Below are 23,859 nucleotides of genomic sequence, written 5' to 3' on the forward strand. Positions count from 1 at the left end.
TGAGAGTTCATCCTTGCTTAACTCAAGAACGAAGTCCTTGCAAGGAAAGGCTATGACCAAGTTCCAGTATTGTTCCCCAGTTGGCGTTGACAAGATAGTTTCCAATTCAGGGAAAGTGACCTGTAAGACCTTGTGCAGACGATTTTTAGCTCGAACGATGTCCTCGGTTAAGTTCTGATAGAATCGACTGAGATCTCGCAGATCTTGATAGACTTCTTCTTGGATATAAGTGGGTTTACGATTCAGCACAAATTGAGATTGAGCCAGTTTTTCGGCGTCAATTTGATCTGTTTTCCGCACACGCAAGCTATCCAGTTGCTTCTTGGCTTCTAAGGGATTGAGCCGTGTATAAGCGTAGCCATGTTCATCCAGAAAAGCTTGAAGACGACGAGAATAGACACCTGTTGCTTCAAAGATGATTTCTGGCTTATGGACGGTTCTCAAATCGCCAAGTAGCCGAGCAAAGCCGATGGCGTCATTGGACATGGTATAGCTGTGAACTTTCTCACCATTGACTAGAATGGCCACTTCTGAACTTGCCTTACTCATATCAATCCCAAAAACTGCACGCATGATATTACCTCTTTGTCTTGAATGATTCCTTGTTTTAGTGATGTCATTTTCAATACTCGACGTCAGGCGTCCCACATACTTTGATAACATTCTTTCTAAAACAGGTGCCTTGCCAGTTTTTGATGCGACGTCTAGCGTCAAAAAGCCCCACGACTTAACAAGACACCTCTACTTTATCATCTTGAGAATGAAAAAAGTAGTGAGTACTCTCTCCCGTCGGAGATTTCTTCACTACTAATCTTAGTATGTTTTTGATAAAAAAGAGGCGCTTTTAGACAAATTTCGCTATACTGTATATTAAGAGGAAACCATATGAATGATATCTGGCAATTATTGGGGATAGAGGCGACGGCTAACCAAGAACACATCAAAACAGCCTACTCTGAAAAGCTAAAACTTTATCACCCTGAGGATAATCCAGAAGGTTTTAAGGCTCTGCAAGCAGCCTACAAGGAGGCTATGGCCTACGCTAAAGGATCAAGCAGAAGACGGGCTTCCTTTAACCAGGAAGCGACTTCTAATGCTGAAAAAGCTGAGCAGGACTACCATATGTGGACTGTTTACGAAGATGCTAAGACACCAGAGAAAGAAGAAATCATTGAAAAAACATCGTATGATTTTTCAATATTAGATGATGACCAAGAACCCGCTCAAGAGGATAAACTAGAAGAAGCCTTTCAGGATCCCACCTACTCAGCTCTGAATCAAGAACTAGAAGAAGATTTAGAGTCAAAAGAGGCGGAATGTCAGCAATCAAGCTTTGAGAAAACTTTTGAAGATTGGGGCGTTGAGTTTGAAGAAGATTCTGAAGAACCAGGCTCTTGGGCTGAGCTAGTAGAGCAGTTTAGATTGGCAGAGGAAGTTGAAGATTTAGTTGATGAGCTCAGCAATCGATTAGGTTTAATGTTTAGTTTCCAAACCTTCAATCTCACCTTAGAGAACTTTAAACAGCATCCGCTTTTCACCAACGAAGAAGTCAAAAGAGGGCTAGAGGAACACTGTCTTAATGCCTTTATCCTTGGAAAATGGACGGATAGAATGGAGGCTGTTAGGAGAAGTCGGGAGCTAGGGCTGGCAACTCTGGCTACTTATCTGGAAAAGGTGGGCTTATCTGAACAAGAAATGAAGATTGGGAAGGACACAAGATTAGAAGGATGGCAAGAAAGATGATTTTAGGAATTGATTTAGGGACAACCAATTCACTAGCAGCGGTTTGGTGAGGTGATCAAGTGGAGTTGATTCCCAACCACTTTGGTGACTTTTTAACGCCATCAGCAGTAGGACTATCCGATGAAGAAATGGCAGAGCTCGAAAATGTTTTAGAGCAAGAGCAGTGTACCTATGCTCTTGCTAGGTTGCGTTGGGCTAAAAGTAGCTACAAGGGTGACTGGTATGCTGTAGAGCAAATGACACCTAACCAAATATCTCAAGTCATAAAAGAAATTCAAAGCGCCTATCATAAGGAAGAATTCTACGATCGAATGAACATCTACTCTGCCCAAATCAATGATATGGTACCTATGCTCATGTGGAAATCCTATCATCTTTATATGAATCACAAAGATTCCTTTGCAAACGTATATTAAAACACAAAATCTTCCATTCGGAAGATTTTTGTTAATCTTTAACCAGCGTCAGGTGCTGTAAAAAGGCAATGTCCTTATAAGGTTTTAAATCTGAAACAGCTAGTTCAACCTTTAGTAGATTGGCCAACCAATCATCTTCTGTTTTGAAAGCGTTAGGCTACAAGGCGTAAAAGGTGCGAAGTCCTCGGTAATTTTGAAGAGTGAGATTGGTGTATTCTTTTAAGTCATCAAAATCATAAGTTGTTCCGCTGGCAAAAGAAAGACTTTCATAATCCTTTCCGCCAAGTAAGTCTAATGCCATGTTGACATCATTAGAAAATACCACAGCTTGCATCACCTTGCCGGCTTGATTGTGCTTGATTAATGACAGTTTGCCACCAGATTTCAACAAACGTTCAAATTCTCAAAAGTAATGCCGGCGTTCAACCGCAGGAATGTATTCCAAGACATTATGACAAATGATGGTATCAAAATGTTGACTGGGCAGTTTTGTCAAAGCGTCCAAGCTTCCGTGAATTTTCTCAAAACTTTGATTAGGATCGGCAAAGAGCATCTCAGCGTTAGGTTCGATAGCAGTCACTTGATTTTTGGGGGATAAATGCTGAGCGGTCAATCCGAAACCGGCGCCAAAATCTAGAATCGTCTGCTTATCACAATCTTCAAGTTGAGCAAAGATCAACTCGTAGAGGATTCGTCCCCAAGGTTGCGATAGCATTTCTTTATAGGTCTCTAAATTAGTCATATAACCTCCCTTTTCCCACTATTTTAGCAAAAAATGTCTCCTTTTACGAATAGTAAGGTAAGGAGGTACCAATATGTACAATAAAGTAATAATGATTGGGCGCTTGACGTCCAATCCTGAAATGATTAAAACAGCAACTGACAAGGCTGTTTCGCGCGTGACGATTGCTGTTAATCGTCGATATAAGTCTAACAATGGCGATCGCGAAGCGGACTTTGTCCAAGTCGTTTTCTGGGGACGTCTGGCTGAGACCCTGGCAAGCTATGCCTCAAAGGGTAGCCTCATTTCCCTTGACGGAGAACTTCGTACCCGTAAGTATGAAAAAGCGGGGCAGACACATTATGTGACGGAAGTATTGGGTCACGGCTTCCAACTGCTAGAAAGCCGCGCTCAGCGTGCCGTGCGGGAAAATAATGTAGCTGAAAACCTAGCCGATTTAGTTTTAGAAGAAGAGGAACTCCCCTTCTAGAATACGCAATGCTAAAAGCATGTTATTTTTTTCAAAATCAAAGCTGGATATTTTTCCAGCTTTTTTAGATGAAAAAGAGTATAATGAGAGTATAGGAAACGCTTACTAGATATAAGACCAGGCTGAAGACAAGCTCCCTGTCTTTCGCTAGCCGACTCGCTCTTCTAAATGGCACAAATAGGAAGGGGGCATGACTAGCGAAGGGAGCCTTGCTGCAACTTCCCCTATGCTGAGAGTCACCTAAGCCAGACTTTTTGCAGTTTGGAATGTTGAGACTTAGATCCAAAACTAATCTGCCAAGAAGTCATTAGGCTCTAATAGAACTTCAGAAACCAGAGGTGAGTTGAAGATACTTCTAGGATATAGGCTAACGTTACAGAGAAAATGACAAACCTTTAGCAATATAGAGAAGAAATAATGCTAATAAAGCAGTTTATAAGGAGGTTTATTATGAAACTAATTGACTACGGGAATGCTCCTTTTGTGGTAAACATAGAAGAAGCAACGCTAGAAAACACCAACTATCGGACAGCCCTTTGGACTGGCGAATTGCTTCAGGTGACCCTGATGTGCATCCCAGTTGGTGGAGATATCGGAGCAGAGGTTCACGATGAGAATGACCAATTTTTACGAGTCGAGCAAGGCAAAGGGCGTGTCATTATGGGAACGTCTGAGGACAATATTACCTTGGACACTAAAGTTGGGGCTGATGATGCTATTTTAATTCCAAAAGGGATCTATCACAATGTTGTCAATATTGGAGATGTAGATTTGAAGCTCTATTCCCTCTATGGGCCTGCCCATCATGCACATGGAACAGTCCATGAAACTCAGGCTATTGCCCTCGCAGCAGAGGAGGAAGAACACCGCTAAATTCTTCTTTTCCCACCCAACTCTATCAGGAGGAGCACTTCTGATAGAGTTTTTTGTACTTGCATTGTTTTGATAAAAGCTGCGCAGCTTATTTAACCCTATAAAAAGTCAAAAATAAGAGACTTTGCTAAAGGCAAAATCTCTTATTTTTTATGAGTGATGATTATGCTTGACCTGAAACTTCAGAAGCGTAATCATCCATTGAAAGAACTTCGTGGAAGACACGTTGAGTCAATTCAGTTTTTTGTTCTTTAGTGAGGTATTTCGTATTTACACAGTATCCAGAGATACGAACGATAACATCTTCACCTGCCATGATTTTCTCGTAAACGTCGTTAAGGTCCATAACGTTCAAGTTAACGTGTTGACCACCGTTTTCGAAGTAACCATCAAGAATTGTTACCAAGTTATCAACTTGCTCATCACGAGTTTTACCAAGAGCACGTGGAGAAACCTGTGTAGTGAGTGAGATACCGTCAGCAGCGTAAGAGAAGTCAAGACTTGAGAGGGCGTTCAAGTTTTGCAACCAGCCACCTTTAGCTTTATTTGATGGGTTTGCACCTGGTGAGAAGAATTCAAGTTGTGACAAGTTAGTTGTGCCGTCTTCATTGAGGTAAACACCACGGTGAACTGGAGAGTTACCAGTTTGTTTAGAGTAAGCAACGTTTGATGTGATGGTAAGAAGTGACACTGTTGCTTCAGCATTCTTGTAAAGTTTGTGGCTACGAAGACGAGTTGTATAAGCTTCGATCAACCATTCAGCCAATTCGTTAGAACGAGGGTCATCTTCACCCCAACGTGGGTACTCACCGATTGTTTCGTAATCGTAGATGTAGCCATCTTCATCACGGATTGGTTTAACAGTCGCGTACTTGATAGCTGACAAAGTATCAACAGTGTTTGCGAAGCCACAGATACCGAATCCCATGTTAGCACGTTGGTGAGTTGGCAAGAAGGCCATTTGAACAGCTTCGTAGTTGTATTTATCAGTCATGTAGTGAATGATGTTAAGGGCATCTACGTAAGTGTCAGTCAACCAGTCAAGCGATTTTTCAAAGTTAGCTTTAACGGTGTCAAAGTCAAGAACGTCATCAGTAACTGGTTCGATGTCAAACACTTTGTAGTCTTTGTGAACATCATCGTAACCACCGTTAAGACCAGTAAGAAGAGCTTTTAGGACGTTTACGCGCGCACCAAAGTATTGGATGTTGTGACGTTGTTCTTCATTTTCTGGGTCAAGTGGTGACACACAGCATGAGATACATGACATTTCTCCGTAACCGTCTTTAGCCATTGTTGTTACACCTTCGTATTGGATTGAAGAGTGCTTGTGGCTCATGTGCATACAGTAGCGACGGAATGAGTAAGGCAATTTGTCTGTCCAAAGAACTGTCAAGTTTGGCTCTGGTGAGTTGCCGATGTTATCAAGAGTGTTAAGGAAACGGTAGTCCATCTTGGTAACACGGTGACGTCCGTCAGCTCCCATACCAGCCATTGAAGTTGTGATGAATGTTGGGTCACCTGAGTAAAGAGCATCGTATTCTTTAGTACGAGCAAATTTAACCGTACGAAGTTTCATAACGAAATCATCGACAAATTCTTGGATTTCAGACTCAGTGTAAGTTCCGCGAGCAAGGTCACGTTCTGCGTAAACGTCAAGAACGATTGGCACACGTCCAAGAGAAGTAGCGGCACCGTTAATCACGCGACATACAGCCATGAAAGCGATGTTTGTCCATTGGATAGCTTCTTTTGTATCGTAAGCAGGGCGACGTACATCAAGTCCGTAAAGATCACCAAGACGAACAACTTGTTGCAATGCTTGGTATTGCATGTTGATTTCTTCGCGAAGACGGATAGTTTCTTCGTCGATTTCGGTGATAGCATTCCAGTCGTTGACTTTTTCTTGCATCAAGTAGTCAGCACCATAAAGAGCAAGACGTGCATAAACACCGATGATACGGCCACGTGAGTAAGCATCTGGAAGACCAGTTACTGTGTGAGCGTGACGAGCACGACGGATATTTGATGTGTAAGCGCGGAAGATACCGTCATTTACAGTTGTAACATGTTTAGTGTAAATCTCGTGAACAGCTGGGTCTGGCTCATAACCATGTTCTCTCAAAGCTGTCTCAGCCATGCGGATACCGCCTTTTGGCATGAAGTTGAGTTTGAAGAGCTCATCATTTTGGATACCAAAGATCAATTCGTCTTCTTTTGAGATGTAACCAGCATCAATATCTGCGATTGAGGTTGGGCGTGTGTCCATTGGGAAACGACCTTCAGCTTCATAGCCAGCTTTTGTTTCATCTACAATTTTTTTGATTTTGAGTGAACGCTCAGTTGGACCAGCCAAGAATGATTCGTCACCATCATAAGGTGTGTAGTTAGCTTGAACGAAGCGAGAAATGCTAGCTTTTTCTTTCCAGTCAGTTCCCTTAAAGCCTTCCCAAGCTTTTTCAAAAACATCAGTGTTTGTTTTGACAGTTGCCATATTAGGTCTCCTTAAAATTCTAGTAACAAAAATCATCTGTTACAATTTACAAATTCATTGTATCATATAGTAAACGGTTTCAGCAAGCGCAAAACACGATAGCTATGCTTTTCTTTTGTAATACAGTTTATGATTTTCCAAGGAACTGTACTATAAATTTGAAAATTCATGAAAGAGTTGTAAAAGTGTTATAATAGTGTGATGATGATTTGCAGAAAAAAGGAGAGATTGAGGTGTTAATTTTCCCGCTCATTAACGACACATCGCGAAAAATTATCCACATTGATATGGATGCCTTTTTTGCTGCAGTTGAAGAGAGGGACAATCCTGCATTACAAGGGAAGCCAATCGTCATTGCTAAGAATCCTAGAGAAACGGGCGGTCGAGGTGTGGTTTCTACCTGTAACTATGAGGCTAGAAAATACGGCATCCACTCGGCTATGTCTAGCAAAGAGGCCTACGAGCGCTGTCCGCAGGCCATCTTTATTTCTGGAAATTACAGCAAATATCGAGAAGTTGGTATGCAAGTGCGTGATATTTTTAAGCGCTACACCGATCTGGTTGAGCCGATGTCTATCGACGAGGCTTATCTAGATGTGACGGAAAATAAGCAGGGCATCAAGTCTGCTGTCAAGGTAGCAAAGCTGATTCAGCACGATATTTGGAAAGAGTTGCAGTTGACCTGCTCGGCGGGTGTTTCTTACAATAAATTCTTGGCTAAACTGGCTTCAGACTTTGAAAAACCACGTGGTCTGACCTTGATTTTACCAGAGGAGGCAGAGGAATTTTTAGCCAAATTACCCATTGAAAAATTTTATGGCGTTGGAAAAAAATCAGTACAGCGCCTACATGACATGGGCGTTTTTACGGGAGCGGATTTGCGAAAAATATCAGAAATGACTCTGATTGACACTTTTGGACGCTTTGGGTATGACCTTTATCGCAAAGCTAGGGGCATCTCTAATAGTCCTGTCAAGCCCAACCGTATCCGTAAGTCTATCGGTAGCGAGCGAACCTATGGCAAGCTCCTTTACGACGCGGAAGATGTCAAGTTGGAGCTATCGAAAAATGCTCGCCGTGTAGCAGATAGCTTGGAGAAGAATGGCCGAGCAGGAAAGATAGTGGTTATCAAAGTCCGCTACTCGGATTTTTCAACCTTGACAAAGCGCATCAGTTTACCAGCGGTGACTAAGGATTTTGAGATTATTGAACGAACAGCCCACGAAATTTATGACAGTTTAGATGAAAATCCTCTGGGCATTCGTCTTCTGGGTGTTACGGTGACGGGATTAGAAGATAAGGATGAAGATTTGCTTCTGGATTTATAAGTGAAAAGAGACTAAGATGAAAAGTCTAATTTTAAATATATAGTCGAATGAATTAGCTTTCAAACTAGGAGCTGAGGTGTAGGCAGTACCAGATTAGGGCAAGCCGAAAGTGGTGATGTATCAAAGCAATTCAAATGAAATAAAAACGAACAAAACTCATTTTCTGGTGTCTACAGAAAATAGTATTGTTCGCTTTTTTAGGTTTGATTATCAGTTTGCAGAGTTCCTGATGAGAAGGCTTAACAGTCAAAAACTTTTTGCTTCATCTTCAATCTAGTTAATATCGTCTCTTTCCTTCAAAATCTGAGCTTTTCTGAGGGTGAAGATGTGGAAAAAGCCAAAGAGCAAGAGCCAAACCGGTGATAAAGAAGATAGGGTGCCGAGCATTAAAAATTCCAAGATGATGGAGGAAATAGCCCAGCCAATTCCCAAATAATAGACAGTGTAAGAAATCTGCTTGTCCAAGCCTTTGTCCGCCTTATTGCGGTTGATAAAGGCTAAAACAACAATGGTAATGGTCACCACAAGTCCTAACCCAAATGTGAAGAAGGAGAAAGGTGTTGTTGATTGACGTAAGATTTCTAAAGTTGCGTCATCAAAACTAGCATAGAGTTCGGGTTGCTGTTCCATAGCGATTTTATTGATGGCTCCACCAAGAAGAGAGAAAAGAAAGAGCACAGCGTTTAAAATATACAGGACAGCAATAGTAGTATTCCAAGTCTTAAAAGACTGACGAATTTTTTCATATGAGATCATAGCAAGAATTCCTTTGAGTGATTTTCTTAATACAAATGATTATAACAAAGTAAATTTAAATTTCAAGTTTTTTTACAAAAACCAACTGTTTTTCAGCGGAAAGTTGGTCGGAAAAAGCAAAGCCATCAAAAGTTATCCTTTTTAGTTCATTAACTCCGCTAGCTTTAGTTTTGAGGGCTTGCGTTAGAAAGGCTCCCCTGGCTTTCTTTGAAATAGTAGAGTGGCTTTTAAGCTGACCATCTTTTTCTTCCATAAAGCTAATGGTGATAAAGTTATCCCTGATTTGAGGCGAAAAGACATCTGCAAACTCGCTAGAGAGAAGAGAGATGACCTGCTCTTGCTCGGAAGCGAAAGCATCATAGTCTGCGCGCCAGTAGGATTTGAGTGATTGTCCCTTGACACCAGCTTTGGTATGAAAATCAAGACGGTGCTCTGCTATTGGTTCCAGAGCTTGGATTACCCCATATAAAGCAGAGGTAATATAGACAGGTGCCTGAGCAGTTAGTAGCTGACGATCTAGATGGCGGTACATGAGACCGTTAAATAGCTGAGTGGCTGGATAGGTAGGAGCTGTTCCCGTCTGGATGGCCTGCCAACGGTCAAATTCTTTTTCTGCAGCCACTGGTGTGATTTTGTAGGCTTTTGCCAGTTCTTCGATGGTCGACTGACTCATCTTTTCTACAATAGCAGAGCTTTTTTGAGAAAGGGTAGGGGTTAGCTTTGTGTCTGGAAGCTTCATTTCTTTTGCTGTTGGAATAAGGTAGGTTAGCATCATCTCTCCTAGTCAAATCGTTTAACATCAGTTTATCAGAAGTCTGAGATTTTTGCATTTCCAACAGCGCTTTTCTGAAAATTCTGTTAAAATAGAAACAAATATATTCCAAGGAGGCACACATGCAATCTTATCTTCAAGCTCGTGTAGAAAATTTTCAAAACAAACTGTCCGAGTCTGGTGTGGATGGGATTTTGGTAACTAATCTGACCAACATCTACTATTTAACTGGTTTTTCTGGAACAGAGGCGACGGTTTACATTTCTGAAAAGAGAAAACTCTTTCTAACAGACGCCCGCTATATCTTGATGGCTAAAAAGGTCGTTCAAGGTTTTGATATTGTTGAGACTCGCACGCCATTGGCAGATATGGTAAAAATTATCACAGGGGATAAGATTTCTCGTCTAGGCTTTGATAGTCAGGTCAGCTTTGCTTTTTACCAAAGTCTCAAAACAAGCTTTGAGGGAGTCGAGCTGGTGGCGCAGAGCAATTTTACTGAAGATTTGCGGATGATTAAGGATGCGAGTGAAGTCGAGACTATTCGTAAGGCCTGCTCTATTTCTGATCGAGCTTTTGCGGATGTGCTAGATTTTATTAAGCCAGGGCAAACGACAGAGCTTGAGGTGGCAAACTTCCTTGATTTCCGCATGAGAGAGTATGGAGCGTCTGGGATTGCTTTTGACACGATTGTGGCGTCAGGCTATCGTTCCTCTATGCCACATGGTAGAGCCTCTGATAAGGTTATCAACAATCACGAGACCCTGACCTTAGATTTTGGCTGCTACTATAACCACTACGTCAGTGACATGACCCGTACCATTCATATCGGTCGTGTGACAGATCAAGAACTTGAGATTTACGATACGGTTCTTCGTGCTAATAAGGCCCTGATTGAGAAGGCGAAAGCTGGTGTGACCTATCGCGACTTTGATAGTATTCCGCGTCAAGTCATCAACGAAGCTGGTTACGGCCAATATTTCACCCACGGTATTGGACATGGAATCGGTCTGGACATTCATGAGTATCCTTACTTTGGCAATTCAGATGAGACTATCAAGGCGGGGATGGTCTTGACAGATGAGCCTGGTATCTATCTTGAGGGTCAGTACGGTGTCCGCATTGAGGATGACCTGCTCATCACTGAGACAGGGTGCGAGGTGCTAACTCTTGCACCCAAAGAATTGATTGTGATTTAGGAGTTTTCTATGGCTGATAGATTATCTTGGCAAGATTATTTTATGGCAAATGCGGAGCTAATTTCCAAACGTTCGACTTGCGACAGAGCCTTTGTCGGAGCTGTTCTAGTCAAAAACAACCGCATCATCGCTACGGGCTACAACGGTGGCGTTTCCGCTACTGACAACTGCAACGAAGTAGGACACTATATGGAAGATGGGCACTGTATCCGTACCGTCCACGCTGAAATGAATGCCCTCATTCAATGTGCCAAGGAGGGAATCTCAACTGATAACACGGAAGTTTACGTTACCCATTTCCCGTGTATCAACTGCACCAAGGCTCTTCTTCAGGCTGGTATCAAAAAAATCACCTACAAATCTCACTATCGACCCCATCCATTTGCCATTGAGCTGATGGAGCAAAAAGGAGTGGCCTATATCCAACATGATGTTCCAAGTATTCGACTTGGCGAATAAGCTCAGCTTTGACAAAAAACCTTGAGAAATAGGACGGATTGTGCTAAAATGAAGTGATAAAATTGAAAATAAAGAGGTAATCAACTAATGATTGAAGCAAGTAAATTGCGTGCAGGTATGACCTTTGAGACAGAAGGCAAATTGATTAAAGTCCTTGAAGCAAGCCACCACAAACCAGGTAAAGGGAATACTATTATGCGTATGAAACTTCGTGACGTACGTACAGGTTCTACATTTGATACGACTTACCGCCCAGATGAAAAATTTGAACAAGCTATCATCGAAACAGTTCCAGCTCAATACCTTTACCAAATGGACGACACTGCTTATTTCATGAATACTGAGACTTACGACCAGTATGAAATTCCAGTTGCTACAATTAAAGAAGAATTGCTCTACATCTTGGAAAACTCAGATGTGAAAATCCAGTTCTACGGAACAGAAGTAATCGGTGTGACTGTACCAACAACTGTTGAATTGGTCGTTGCTGAAACACAACCATCTATCAAAGGTGCGACTGTAACAGGTTCAGGTAAGCCGGCTACTATGGAAACAGGTCTTGTGGTAAATGTTCCAGACTTTATTGAAGCAGGTCAAAAATTGGTAATCAATACTGCTGAAGGTACATACGTTTCACGTGCGTAATGAGCTGAGTTAACAGGCCTTGTTTTTCACTAATAAAACAGAAATGAACAAGGGAAAGAAATTCCTAGAAAGGAAGAAAAGATTATGTCAACAGCAACAATTGGTGAAATCGTCATTTCTCCGCGTGTGCTTGAAGTTATTACAAGCATTGCAGCGACGACAGTTGAGGGAGTTCATTCCCTCCATAATAAGGCGGTTGCAGACACCTTGAGCAAGGCGGCAAGAGGACGCGGTGTTTATCTGACTACCGCCGAAGATGGAACGGTTTCTGCGGATATCTATGTGCAGTTACAGTACGGCGTGAATGTCCCAGCAGTCTCAATGGCTATCCAACAAGCGGTGAAAGCAGCGGTTTATGACATGGCAGAGGTGACTATTGATGCTGTCAATGTCCATGTTGTGAAGATTGTACCTGCAAAAACACCGAAACCAGATGTGAAGACACTTTTTGATGAGGATTTCCTCGATGACTGATAATTTCAAACATTCCCGCCGCGACCTTCGGGAGCGCGCCTTTCAGGCCCTCTTTAGTCTAGAATTTGGCGGAAAAATGCTGGAAGCGGGCGAAAATGCCTATCGTTATGATAAAGATGAGGGGCTTGGAGGAGATGTCCCAGTCTTTCTTCTCAATTTAATCAAAGGTGTCCAAGACAATCAAGTTGCATTAGATGGTAAAATAGCAGAGTATCTCAAAAAAGGGTGGAGTTTGGAGCGCTTGACACTCAATGATAAGATTTTGCTACGCCTAGCTCTCTATGAGATGCAATTTGAAGATACTCCAGACCGAGTCGTAATCAATGAAATCATTGACATAGCCAAAAAGTATTCTGATAATACATCTGCAAAGTTTATCAACGGGATTTTAACCAACTTTATTGTTGAAACAAAATAGAAAATGGCCTTAGGGCTATTTTTTGTTTGCTAGGGTATTTGAAAGATGGAATAGTTTTAGCCATAAAATAGACAGAATCAAGAAAGTGACTATGAAAGCGTCTGAAAATGACATTCATTTCGTGAAATACTTAAAAAATATACCAAATTTTCAGATAAATCACTTTGTTTAAGAAAATTTTATGGTATAATGGATTTTAATAACACGACAAAAAGGTCGGTTACGAAAAGAAAAATATAGAGGTAGCTTTTATGAAAAATAAAGGTAAAGTATTAGCGCTTGCTGGTGTGACTCTCTTATCAGCAACAGTTCTTGCGGCCTGTGGTGGTGGAAAATCTTCAACTACAGCATCTTCAGAAAATAAAACATATAACTATGTTTATTCATCTGAGCCAGTTACTCTTGACTACGTTAAGATGAACCAAGCCGGTACAAGTGAAATCACAACAAACCTGATTGATGGACTCTTGGAAAATGACCAATATGGTAACTTGGTTCCATCACTTGCTGAAGACTGGACAGTATCAGCTGACGGCTTGACTTACACTTACACTCTTCGTGAAGGTGCTAAATGGTACACAGCAGATGGTGAAGAATACGCAGATGTTACAGCAGAAGATTTTGTAACAGGCCTTAAACACGCTGCTGATTCTGAATCAGAGGCTTTGTATGTCATTCAAGGTTCTATTAAAGGGCTTCAAGATTACCTTGATGGTAAGACAACCGATTTCTCAACAGTTGGTGTAAAAGCAGTTGACGAACGTACGGTTCAATATACTTTGAACGCTCCAGAAAGCTACTGGAATTCTAAGTTGACTTATAGCATCATGTTCCCAATCAATGCAGAATTCTTGGCTTCAAAAGGTAAGGATTTTGGTAAACAAACAGATCCAGAATCACTCCTTTACAATGGTCCATATCTTTTGAAATCTATCACAGCTAAGTCATCAATGGAATTCGAAAAGAATGCTAACTATTGGGATGCTGATAATGTCTTTATTGAAAATGTTAAGTTGACTTACTATGATGGTGCTGACCAAGACTCACTCTTCAACAACTTTGATGATGGCGCCTACACAGCAGCAGCTCTCTTCCCGACATCACCAAGCTACAAAACAGCTGAGGAAAAATACGGAGAGAATATCATCTACAATCAACAAGATGGCTCTACTTACATGATCTTCTTTAACTTGAATCGTAGCCTTCACAACTTGTCAGATAAGACAGATGAGCAACTTTCAGACTCTAAGAAGGCAATGAACAACAAGGACTTCCGTCAAGCGGTAAGCTTTGCTTTTGATCGTGCGTCATGGAATGCTCAAGTAAATGGTGAAGAAGCTAAAGAAAAAGCTTTGCGTAATACTTTGGTTCCGCCTGCATTTGTTCAAATTGAAGGTAAAGACTTTGGCGAGACTGTAAAAACTGAGTTGGCTTCATATGGTGATGAGTGGAAAGACGTTGATCTTTCAGATGGTCAAGACGGACTTTACAATCCAGAAAAAGCTAAGGCAGAGTTTGCAAAAGCTAAAGAAGCTCTTGCAGCAGAAGGTGTAAGTTTCCCTATCCAACTGGACTTCCCAGTTTCCCAAACTGATAACGCTGCGGTTCAACGTGCACAATCATTGAAACAATCAGTTGAAGCAAGTCTTGGTAAAGAGAATGTTGTTATCAATCTTAAACAAGTTACAGAAGATGAATGGTTAGCAGCAACTTACCAAGCTGAAACACCTGAACAAAATGACTATGATTTAGCCATCTCAGGTTGGTCACCAGACTATGCTGACCCATCTTCATACCTTGATATCTTTGGTACAACTAAAGGTGCTGCCACAACTCCTCGTATCGGTATCTCTCACGATAACGAAGCTCTAATCAAGTCAGTTGGCTTGGATAAATACCAAGAATTGCTTGATACAGCTAATGCTATCAAAGATGCCGACAAAGTTGATGAGCGATACAAAGCCTATGCCAAAGCTCAAGCTTGGTTGACAGATAGCGCAGTAGCTATTCCAACAATCTCTAAAGGAGCTCGTCCATCTGTTACTAAAGTTGTTCCATTTACCCGTGCTTACTCATATGTTGGTGTTAAAGGTGATGCCTCAACATTCAAGTATGTTAAACTTCAAGATGAGACTGTGACAGCTGAGGAATATAAAAAAGCCCTTGCTGAGTGGCAAAAAGCTAAAGAGAAATCAAACGCTGAAGCTGCTAAAGAGCTTGCAAACCATGTTGAAAAATAATACATTGTTCATCAAGAACTTTCTCCTTTAATTGGGAAAGTTCTTTTGAACTGTTAAGGAAGACTATGAAGAAATACATTTTTAACAGGATATTGAGATCGCTGGTCTCAATATTTTTGGTGACAACATTAACTTATGCTATTGTTTTTACTCTTGTACCAAGAAAATTAATTTTTAAGCAGGACCCTAATTACACCAAGATTGCTGTAACACCTGACAAAAAAGTAGACTATGAAAACACTGTTTATGAAAGAATGGGCTACATTGACTATTTGAGTACAAAAGAATTAGTTAAAGTTTCTGAAAAGATTGATGCCTCAGTTACCGATAAAGGTACTTCTGAAGATAAGAAAATTTATCAAGAGTACCTAAAAACAGCTGGTAGCAATTGGGAGCTTGGACAATTTGAAAGTGGTCAATACTATGCGACAAGGGATATTCCAATTTATGAACGTCTCTGGAAATTCTACTCAAACCTCATCGTTATTGATCATCCGTGGAAAATCAAAGATTCTGAAAACCCAGATTTAGAGCGCTATGTTCGTTTTGAAAACGACCCATCTGTCGGTCCAGCTTTGGTAGGTTCAGGAACTAAACATAAATATTTGATTTACTTCAATAGCAAATTCCCATTTATCCATCAAAATATTGTAACCTTTAATTTGGGAACATCTTATCCAACATTTGCTAACATACCAGTGCTTCAAGTCATTACTCAAGGGCAAGGTAAGACGGTATCTCAAGAGGTCACTTTCCCAAGCGGTGTAACCAAGACATCTTCAGTCGATATTTATTCGCGTACTTATAAATCTCCAAGCAAAGCGGATTCGCGCGATATTGCTAACTATGGAGAAGGTGATGCTTATACAGCTACCCAAAGCAACTATGCTGAGCCTTCAATGATTGCAAACTCATTGAAAGCAGGAGTTGTTGGTGTTATTTTGGCGTATGTCTTTGGTTTACCTATCGGTCTTTTAATGGCTCGATACAAAGATGGTTTATTTGACCGCTTCTCTACTGCCACTGTAACGTTCATGCTTGCAATGCCAAGTATCGCAACAATTTATGTTGTTCGTTTTGTGGGCTCAAATCTTTTTGCATTACCAGATACCTTTCCTCTTTTAGGGGCGGGAGATGCTCGTTCTTATGTTCTTCCTGCTTTTATCTTGGGAATTTTGAATACGCCAGGTATTGTGGTTTGGTTCCGTCGTTACTTGGTTGACTTGCAAGGTAGTGACTTTGTTCGTTTTGCTCGTGCTAAAGGTTTGTCAGAAACTGAAATTTCGCGTCGTCACTTATTCAAACATGCCATGGTGCCAATCGTAAATGGTATTCCTGGCGCGATTGTTGGGACAATTGCTGGTGCGACATTGACAGAAAAAATCTTTGCCTTCCCTGGTATGGGTAAAATGTTGATTGATGCCATTGCTGCAGCCAACAATGCTATGATTATCGGTTTGGTCTTCATCTTTGCAATTCTTGCAATTTTCGCCCTTCTTGTTGGGGATATCTTGATGACTATCCTTGATCCACGTATTAAATTAGCTAATAAAGGAGGTAAATAATGGCTACAATAGACAAAAATAAATTTGAGTTTGTCGAATTAGACACTTATGCGTCTGAGACCATTGATGCACCTTCCTATTCTTATTGGAAATCTGTATTTAGACAATTCTTTTCAAAAAAATCAACCATTTTTATGCTGGTACTGTTGATTGCGATTCTTTTGATGAGTTTTATCTACCCAATGTTTTCAAATTTTGACTTCAACGATGTCAGTGATATCAATGATTTCTCAAAACGTTACATTTGGCCAAACTCGCAGTACTGGTTTGGTACGGATAAAAACGGTCAATCCCTTTTCGATGGTGTCTGGTATGGAGCGCGTAACTCTATCCTAATCTCTGTCATTGCAACAGTCATCAATATGGTATTAGGTATTGTCATTGGGGCGCTATGGGGAGTTTCAAAAGCAGTTGATAAAGTCATGATTGAGGTCTATAATATTATCTCAAACCTTCCATTTATTTTGATTGTTATGATTTTGACTTACTCACTAGGAGCTGGCTTCTGGAATCTCATTTTTGCCTTTTGTATTACAGGGTGGATTGGTATCGCGTATTCAATCCGCGTGCAAGTCATGCGCTATCGTGATTTGGAATATAACCTTGCCAGTCGTACTTTAGGTACTTCAACTGTCAAGATTGCTGTCAAAAATCTTTTGCCACAATTAGTTTCAGTCATTGTGACAATGGTGTCGCAAATGTTACCATCATATATTTCATATGAGGCCTTCTTGTCTGCTTTTGGTATTGGTTTGCCAGTCACTGAACCTAGTCTTGGTCGTTTGATTTCAAACTATTCAGCTAACTTGACAACAAATGCTTACCTGTTCTGGATTCCGCTGACGACGTTGATTTTGGTTTCGTTGCCATTGTATATTGTCGGCCAAAACCTTGCGGACGCCAGTGACCCACGTACACATAGATAGGAGTAATGATGAGTAATACTAAAAATGTAATTCTTAGTGCTCAAGATGTGGTCGTGGAATTTGACGTTCGTGACCGTGTCTTGACTGCGATTCGTAATATTTCGGTTGATCTCTATGAGGGTGAAGTTCTCGCTGTCGTAGGTGAATCTGGAAGTGGAAAATCTGTTTTGACCAAAACTTTCACAGGAATGTTAGAGTCTAATGGCCGTATTGCCAACGGTTCTATCAAGTACCGTGGTCAAGAATTGACAGAATTGAAAAGTCATAGCGATTGGGAAAAAATTCGTGGTGGAAAAATTGCGACTATTTTCCAAGATCCGATGACCAGTCTCGATCCAATTCAAACTATCGGAAAACAAATCTCTGAAGTTATTATCAAGCACCAAGGTAAAACTAAGGCAGAAGCAAAGGAATTGGCTATCGACTATATGAAAAAAGTTGGTATCCCAGAAGCTGAAAAACGTTTTAATGAATATCCTTTCCAATACTCTGGTGGGATGCGTCAACGGATTGTCATTGCGATTGCTTTGGCATGTAAGCCAGACGTCTTAATTTGCGATGAACCAACTACAGCTCTTGACGTTACTATCCAAGCTCAAATCATTGATCTGCTTAAAAACTTGCAAAAAGAATATCAATTTACTACCATTTTCATTACACACGACCTTGGAGTAGTAGCAAGTATTGCCGATAAGGTTGCTGTCATGTATGCGGGTGATATTGTTGAATACGGTACTGTCGAAGAAGTGTTTTACGATCCCAAGCATCCTTACACATGGAGCTTGCTTTCAAGTTTACCGCAATTGGCGGATGAACACGGCGTGCTCTTTTCAATTCCAGGGACGCCTCCATCTCTCTACACACCGATTAATGGTGATGCGTTTGCCCCGCGTTCACGTTATGCAATGAAGATTGATTTTGAAGAAGATGTTCCCAAGTTTCCGATTAGTGAGACACACTGGGCCAAGACTTGGTTGCTCCATCCAGATGCACCAAAGGTTGAAAAGCCTGAAGTAATTCAAAATCTTCATGAGAAAATTTCTCGAAAAATGTTGAAGTAGGAGAAGGAAATGACTGAAAAATTAGTAGAAATTAAAGATTTGGAAATTTCCTTTGGAGAAGGGAAAAAGAAATTTGTTGCTGTAAAGAACGCTAATTTCTTCATTAATAAAGGAGAAACATTTTCTCTTGTTGGAGAATCAGGTTCTGGGAAAACGACCATCGGTCGTGCCATCATTGGCTTGAACGAGACTAGCGGTGGTGATATTCTCTATAATGGAAAGCGTATCAATGGTAAGAAGACACGTGCTGAGCAAAATGAGCTGATTTCTAAAATCCAAATGATTTTTCAAGATCCGGCAGCCAGTTTAAACGAGCGTGCAACGGTTGACTATATCATTTCTGAGGGTCTTTACAACTTCAATCTTTTTAAAGATGAAGAAGATCGTAAGAAAAAAGTGACGGATATGATGTCAGAGGTAGGTCTTCTGGCTGAGCATTTGACACGTTACCCCCATGAATTTTCTGGGGGACAACGTCAGCGTATAGGTATTGCACGTGCGCTTGTTATGGATCCAGAATTCATTATCGCTGACGAGCCGATCTCAGCCCTTGACGTCTCCGTCCGTGCTCAGGTTCTCAATCTTTTGAAAAAAATTCAACAAGAAAAAGGCTTGACCTACCTCTTTATCGCCCATGATTTATCGGTAGTACGCTTTATTTCGGATCGTATTGCTGTCATTTACAAGGGGGTTATCGTTGAGGTGGCGGAGACAGAAGAACTCTTCACAAATCCGATTCACCCATACACTCAATCACTCTTGTCTGCTGTGCCAATTCCAGATCCAATCTTGGAACGCCAGAAAGAATTGCTAGTTTACAACCCTGAACAGCATGATTATTCCGTTGATAAACCGACAATGGTTGAAATCAAACCAGGGCACTTTGTCTGGGGAAATCAAGCAGAGATTGAAAACTATCGCCGCTCTCTCTAATGTTAAAAGCTAGATTTTCTAGCTTTTTTTGGTGCGTTTAAGCTTCAGAACATTTTTGAACACTCACTTGTGTATTTCTTGGTTCTTCTTCAGAGGAATAGGATTAAATATTTGTTGGAAATAGGACGAATTTCATGCTATAATGAAAACGTAAACAATTTCTTTCGTCCACCTAGGAGGTATATATGTCAAATCTATCTGTCAATGCAATTCGTTTTCTTGGTATTGACGCTATCGAAAAATCTAAATCAGGTCACCCAGGTATTGTCATGGGCGCAGCCCCTATGGCTTATAGCCTCTACACCAAACACATTCGTGTGACGCCTAAAGTGCCAAATTGGATAAACCGAGACCGCTTTGTTTTGTCTGCTGGTCATGGTTCGATGTTGCTTTACGCCCTTCTTCACCTGATTGGTTATGAGGAGGTTTCTCTCGATGAGATTAAAAACTTCCGTCAGTGGGGGTCAAAAACGCCGGGTCACCCAGAATTTGGTCACACAGCAGGTGTCGATGCTACCTCTGGACCTCTTGGGCAAGGGATTTCCACCGCAGTTGGTTTTGCTCAAGCAGAACGCTTCCTAGCTGCCAAGTATAATAAAGACGGTTTTCCGATTTTTGATCACTATACCTACGTAATAGCTGGTGATGGCGACTTTATGGAGGGTGTGTCAGGAGAGTCTGCCTCTTATGCAGCCAAGCAGAATCTGGATAAATTGATTGTTCTCTACGATTCAAATGATATCTGTCTTGATGGTGAAACCAGTGATGCCTTTTCTGAAAATATCCGTGCACGCTATGATGCTTACGGTTGGCATACGGCGCTCGTTGAAGACGGAACTAATCTAGAAGCTATTAGTTCGGCTATTGAAGAAGCAAAAGTGTCTGGAAAACCAAGTTTGATTGAAGTGAAGACGGTTATCGGTCACGGTGCACCAACTAAAGGTGGAACAAATGCTGTGCACGGTGCACCTCTTGGTGTGGACGAAGTTGTAGCAACTCGTCAAAATCTTGGTTGGGACTACGCACCATTTGAAGTACCTGCGGAAGTCTATGATGATTTCAAGATAAAGGTAGCAGATCGTGGTCAAGTAGCCTACGAAGCTTGGGAAAAATTAGTTGCTGATTACAAGGTTGCTTATCCAGAATTTGCAGCAGACATTGATTCTATCACTGCTGGGAAAGCTCCAGTAACAGTTACAGAAGCTGACTTCCCTGTCTATGAAGATGGTTTCTCACAAGCAACTCGCAATTCATCACAAGACGCTATCAATGCAGCTGCTAAAGTCTTGCCGACCTTCCTTGGTGGTTCAGCTGACTTGGCTCATTCAAACATGACTTATATCAAAGAAGATGGGCTTCAAGATGCTGACCACCCTCTTAACCGCAATATTCAGTTTGGTGTCCGTGAGTTTGCCATGGGTACAGTCCTCAATGGTATGGCGCTGCACGGGGGGCTTCGTGTTTACGGTGGTACTTTCTTCGTTTTCTCGGATTATGTAAAAGCTGCGATTCGTCTGTCAGCACTTCAAGGCTTACCGGTCACTTATGTCTTTACCCATGATTCAATCGCTGTTGGTGAAGATGGACCAACTCACGAACCAATCGAACATTTGGCTGGACTTCGTGCCATTCCAAACCTGACAGTTCTTCGACCTGCAGACGCTCGTGAAACACAAGCTGCATGGCACCACGCATTGACAAGTCAATCAACACCAACTGCTCTTGTTTTGACTCGTCAAAACTTAGAAGTTGAGGTAGGTTCAGACTTTAATAAAGTGTCAAAAGGTGCTTACGTTGTCTATGAAACTGGTTCAGACTTTGACACGATTTTGATTGCGTCAGGATCTGAAGTGAATCTAGCAGTAAAAGCAGCTAAAGTATTGGCTGAAGAAGGGGAAAAAGTTCGTGTTGTTTCTGTACCATCTACAGAACTCTTTGACGCACAGGCGGCAGACTATAAAGAGGAAATATTGCCGAATGCTGTTCGTCGTCGCGTAGCTATCGAAATGGCGGCGACACAAAGTTGGTATAAGTACGTTGGTCTTGATGGAAAAGTCATCGGTATTGATACCTTTGGAGCTTCAGCTCCAGCGGCAGAAGTTATTAAAAAATATGGCTTTACCGTTGATAATGTTGTTGCAACAGTCAAAAGCCTATAATCACTAAAAGGTTGGATTTCCAACCTTTTTTTGTTATCATAAAGACATGACAGAAAGTGAACTTTTAACTCTCATTTCGCAAAACAAGGATATGATGTTTGTTTTAAGAAAAATAGCAGAGCTAGACCTGAACGATTCGTGGCTTGCAGCAGGAGCTGTTAGAAACTTTATCTGGAATACTCTCTCAGGACGCTCTGCTTTTGACCGAGAAACGGATATGGATGTGGTTTTCTTTGATAGAAAAAAATCTTACCAAGAAACACTAGCTATTGAGCAAAAATTACTCACTGACTATCCTGACTACTGTTGGGAGGTGCGAAATCAGGTGCATATGCATCAGCATAGTCCCAATACAAAACCTTATATCAGTAGCTGTGATGCCATAAGCAAGTACCCAGAGCGTTGCACAGCTGTAGCTGTGAGGTTGGTTAATAATCACCTAGAGCTTTTTGCTCCCTACGGTTTAGACGATATTTTGACATTCACAGTCAAGCCAACACCACATTTCATGGCAAATCCTAACCGTTTCGAAGTATACAAAAAGAGAATGGCAAAGAAAACGTGGGCACAAAGCTGGCCTCAACTGCAAATTTTAGAAAAGTAGGATAAGAATATGAAATTAACCACTTTAGGTTGCTGGGGAGCTTTTCCCTATAAAGATGAGGGGACGACGTCTTACCTATTAACAGGTCAGGACGGTTTTCGACTTTTGATTGATTGTGGAAGTCGAGCTCTCAATGAATTGGAAAAAGAAATCAATCCGCTAGATTTAGATGCTGTCTTGATTTCTCACTATCACCCAGACCATGTGGCTGATCTAGGAGTTCTACGCCATTATTTTCAGCTTTACCCTAAACATCTCTGGGAGCCGAAAATCTTACCTATCTATGCCCATAATGAAGATGAAACTGAGTTTGCCAAATTGACGCTTCCTGATGTCTCTCAAGGTATAGCCTATAATACCGGAGGTGTTCAGCAAATAGGTCCTTTTGATATCACTTTTATCAAAACGGTTCACCCTGTTATTTGCTACGCTTTCCGTATTCTAGAGCGTACCAGCGGACAGATTTTTGTTTTTACAGCTGACACAGGATATTTCGAGGGTCTGTCAGAGTTTGCTGCAGACGCAGATTTCCTCTTGGCGGATGTTTACCTTTATGAAGGATCTGAAAATCACATTGCCCACTTAACGACTAAGGAGGCGGGACAAATAGCTGCGCAAGCAAAAGTTAAAAAGTTAGTCTTGACTCACATGCCACCGGTAGCGCCAGCGGGTGTTGACTCGGATAATCACCTAGAAATCCTTAGAAATCAAACTGCAGCCTATTCAAACGGAATTCCGGTAGAGTTAGCTGCGCCTCATAAATCTTGGGAGATTGGAGAAATGATATGATAGATTTCACCCAAGAAGAAAAAGAATTTTTCATGAGAGAAGCGCTGAAAGAGGCCGAAAAATCCCTTCAAAAAGAAGAAATCCCCATTGGGTGTGTCATTGTTCACAACGGCAAGATAATTGGACGCGGGCATAATGCTCGTGAAGAAGAGAATCTGGCCACTCTGCATGCAGAAATCATGGCTATCAATGAGGCGAATACTTATATTAAAAACTGGCGTCTCTTAGATTGTACCCTTTTTGTCACCATTGAACCTTGTGTCATGTGCAGTGGGGCAATTGGCCTTGCTCGTATTCCGAAAGTTATTTATGGAGCGCCCAATACTAAGTTTGGTGCGGCAGGGAGTCTCTATGATATCCTGACTGATGAGCGGCTTAATCATCGCGTTTCTGTCGAAGCAGGCCTTTTGGAGGATGAGTGTGCAAGAATCATGAGAAATTTTTTTAAAAAAAGAAGATTTTCCTCTTGACAGATGAAAAGAAATTCGGTAAGATATATGAGTTGTCTTTTGAGAGGTAAAGCTCATGGGGTAATAAAAAAAATTAACAAAAGAGTTGACAAGTTTCAAGTTATTTGTTAGAATATAGGAGTTGTCTCTTAGGAGAGGGCCATTGAAAACTGAACAAGACGAACCAAGTGCGGGTTACGCAAAGTAACCTGTCAAGAAACAATAAACGGATAAGCCAGAGTGCTTAGCCGGACAAACGATTAATTTAATGAGAGTTTGATCCTGGCTCAGGACGAACGCTGGCGGCGTGCCTAATACATGCAAGTAGAACGCTGAAGGAGGTAGCTT

23 protein-coding genes, 1 rRNA gene and 1 pseudogene are annotated in these 23,859 nt (G+C 41.3%); 20 read left to right on the forward strand and 5 right to left on the reverse strand.

The genetic code is table 11. The annotated features are described in order from the left end of the window. A partial coding sequence (locus G576_RS12635; protein WP_027974276.1) for an IS110 family transposase occupies positions 1-573 on the reverse strand: 573 nt, incomplete at its 3' end. A gap of 312 nt (positions 574-885) precedes the next feature. Here G576_RS12635 and G576_RS0108750 point away from each other — a divergent pair. Together G576_RS0108750 and G576_RS13790 are read left to right on the forward strand one after the other, a co-directional pair. After that, positions 886-1,743 (forward strand): DnaJ domain-containing protein, encoded by an 858-nt coding sequence (locus tag G576_RS0108750; protein WP_027974277.1) that lies wholly within the window; start codon positions 886-888, stop codon positions 1,741-1,743. 59 nt (positions 1,744-1,802) lie between these two features. Beyond that, positions 1,803-2,159 carry a hypothetical protein gene (locus tag G576_RS13790; RefSeq protein WP_027974278.1) on the forward strand — a complete coding sequence of 119 codons (357 nt, stop codon included), beginning with the start codon at positions 1,803-1,805 and terminating at the stop codon, positions 2,157-2,159. A gap of 31 nt (positions 2,160-2,190) precedes the next feature. On the opposite strand, the pseudogene G576_RS12640 reads toward G576_RS13790, so the two are convergent. After that, positions 2,191-2,901 (reverse strand): annotated as a pseudogene (locus G576_RS12640) (class I SAM-dependent methyltransferase). Positions 2,902-2,974: 73 nt separating this feature from the next. Between G576_RS12640 and G576_RS0108765 the strand changes: the two are divergent. Further along, positions 2,975-3,370: a single-stranded DNA-binding protein gene (locus G576_RS0108765; protein ID WP_027974279.1), complete on the forward strand. Its 396-nt coding sequence runs from the start codon at positions 2,975-2,977 to the stop codon at positions 3,368-3,370. A 450-nt stretch (positions 3,371-3,820) separates the two neighbouring features. After that, entirely contained in the window at positions 3,821-4,243 is a 423-nt protein-coding gene (locus G576_RS0108775) for a cupin domain-containing protein (protein WP_156875130.1), read from the forward strand. A gap of 163 nt (positions 4,244-4,406) precedes the next feature. Here G576_RS0108775 and pflB read toward each other — a convergent pair whose 3' ends face one another. After that, positions 4,407-6,737: a formate C-acetyltransferase gene (gene pflB / locus G576_RS0108780; RefSeq protein ID WP_027974281.1), complete on the reverse strand. Its 2,331-nt coding sequence runs from the start codon at positions 6,735-6,737 to the stop codon at positions 4,407-4,409. A 233-nt stretch (positions 6,738-6,970) separates the two neighbouring features. Here pflB and dinB point away from each other — a divergent pair, with 233 nt between their 5' ends. Then, positions 6,971-8,065, forward strand: coding sequence for a DNA polymerase IV (dinB, locus tag G576_RS0108785; protein ID WP_027974282.1), 1,095 nt, complete (start codon positions 6,971-6,973; stop codon positions 8,063-8,065). Positions 8,066-8,338: 273 nt separating this feature from the next. Here the strand turns inward: dinB and G576_RS0108790 are convergent, their stop codons facing one another. Beyond that, entirely contained in the window at positions 8,339-8,821 is a 483-nt protein-coding gene (locus G576_RS0108790; RefSeq protein WP_027974283.1) for a hypothetical protein, read from the reverse strand. 55 nt (positions 8,822-8,876) lie between these two features. After that, positions 8,877-9,593, reverse strand: a complete 717-nt coding sequence (gene yaaA / locus G576_RS0108795) for a peroxide stress protein YaaA (RefSeq protein ID WP_027974284.1) — start codon at positions 9,591-9,593, stop codon at positions 8,877-8,879. Between the two features lie 122 nt (positions 9,594-9,715). On the opposite strand from yaaA, the gene G576_RS0108800 reads away from it, so the two are divergent. The 15 genes from G576_RS0108800 to G576_RS0108870 form a co-directional block, all read left to right on the forward strand. Continuing rightward, positions 9,716-10,789 carry a M24 family metallopeptidase gene (locus G576_RS0108800; RefSeq protein WP_027974285.1) on the forward strand — a complete coding sequence of 358 codons (1,074 nt, stop codon included), beginning with the start codon at positions 9,716-9,718 and terminating at the stop codon, positions 10,787-10,789. Between the two features lie 9 nt (positions 10,790-10,798). After that, positions 10,799-11,248, forward strand: a complete 450-nt coding sequence (locus tag G576_RS0108805) for a deoxycytidylate deaminase (RefSeq protein WP_027974286.1) — start codon at positions 10,799-10,801, stop codon at positions 11,246-11,248. 87 nt (positions 11,249-11,335) lie between these two features. Continuing rightward, positions 11,336-11,893: an elongation factor P gene (gene efp / locus G576_RS0108810; protein ID WP_027974287.1), complete on the forward strand. Its 558-nt coding sequence runs from the start codon at positions 11,336-11,338 to the stop codon at positions 11,891-11,893. A gap of 84 nt (positions 11,894-11,977) precedes the next feature. Continuing rightward, a complete protein-coding gene (locus G576_RS0108815; protein ID WP_027974288.1) occupies positions 11,978-12,367 on the forward strand; it encodes an Asp23/Gls24 family envelope stress response protein in 390 nt (129 codons plus the stop codon). Further along, on the forward strand, positions 12,360-12,785 hold the full coding sequence (gene nusB / locus G576_RS0108820) for a transcription antitermination factor NusB (RefSeq protein WP_027974289.1): 426 nt from the start codon (positions 12,360-12,362) through the stop codon (positions 12,783-12,785). The genes G576_RS0108815 and nusB overlap by 8 nt, the downstream gene beginning before the upstream one ends. 251 nt (positions 12,786-13,036) lie before the next feature. Further along, complete coding sequence (locus G576_RS0108825; protein WP_027974290.1) at positions 13,037-15,025, forward strand: peptide ABC transporter substrate-binding protein; 1,989 nt, start codon at positions 13,037-13,039, stop codon at positions 15,023-15,025. Between the two features lie 65 nt (positions 15,026-15,090). Continuing rightward, positions 15,091-16,590 (forward strand): ABC transporter permease, encoded by a 1,500-nt coding sequence (locus tag G576_RS0108830; protein WP_027974291.1) that lies wholly within the window; start codon positions 15,091-15,093, stop codon positions 16,588-16,590. After that, positions 16,590-17,516 (forward strand): oligopeptide ABC transporter permease OppC, encoded by a 927-nt coding sequence (gene oppC / locus G576_RS0108835; RefSeq protein WP_027974292.1) that lies wholly within the window; start codon positions 16,590-16,592, stop codon positions 17,514-17,516. Before G576_RS0108830 ends, oppC begins: the two co-directional genes overlap by 1 nt. Positions 17,517-17,524: 8 nt before the next feature. Beyond that, positions 17,525-18,577, forward strand: coding sequence for an ABC transporter ATP-binding protein (locus G576_RS0108840; RefSeq protein ID WP_027974293.1), 1,053 nt, complete (start codon positions 17,525-17,527; stop codon positions 18,575-18,577). Between the two features lie 9 nt (positions 18,578-18,586). After that, the gene (locus tag G576_RS0108845) at positions 18,587-19,510 is read left to right on the forward strand and encodes an ATP-binding cassette domain-containing protein (RefSeq protein WP_027974294.1); all 924 of its coding nucleotides are present in this window, start codon (positions 18,587-18,589) and stop codon (positions 19,508-19,510) included. 185 nt (positions 19,511-19,695) lie between these two features. Continuing rightward, positions 19,696-21,669, forward strand: a complete 1,974-nt coding sequence (gene tkt / locus G576_RS0108850; RefSeq protein WP_027974295.1) for a transketolase — start codon at positions 19,696-19,698, stop codon at positions 21,667-21,669. A gap of 46 nt (positions 21,670-21,715) precedes the next feature. Then, the gene (locus G576_RS0108855; RefSeq protein ID WP_027974296.1) at positions 21,716-22,273 is read left to right on the forward strand and encodes a nucleotidyltransferase family protein; all 558 of its coding nucleotides are present in this window, start codon (positions 21,716-21,718) and stop codon (positions 22,271-22,273) included. A 9-nt stretch (positions 22,274-22,282) separates the two neighbouring features. Further along, on the forward strand, positions 22,283-23,062 hold the full coding sequence (locus tag G576_RS0108860) for an MBL fold metallo-hydrolase (protein ID WP_027974297.1): 780 nt from the start codon (positions 22,283-22,285) through the stop codon (positions 23,060-23,062). Then, positions 23,059-23,532, forward strand: a complete 474-nt coding sequence (gene tadA, locus G576_RS0108865) for a tRNA adenosine(34) deaminase TadA (RefSeq protein WP_027974298.1) — start codon at positions 23,059-23,061, stop codon at positions 23,530-23,532. Before G576_RS0108860 ends, tadA begins: the two co-directional genes overlap by 4 nt. A gap of 243 nt (positions 23,533-23,775) precedes the next feature. Then, positions 23,776-23,859: ribosomal RNA gene (locus G576_RS0108870) — 16S ribosomal RNA — on the forward strand; the annotation flags it as partial.

It is taken from the genome of Streptococcus porci DSM 23759 (assembly GCF_000423765.1).
In the GTDB taxonomy this organism is placed as follows: Bacteria; Bacillota; Bacilli; order Lactobacillales; family Streptococcaceae; genus Streptococcus; species Streptococcus porci.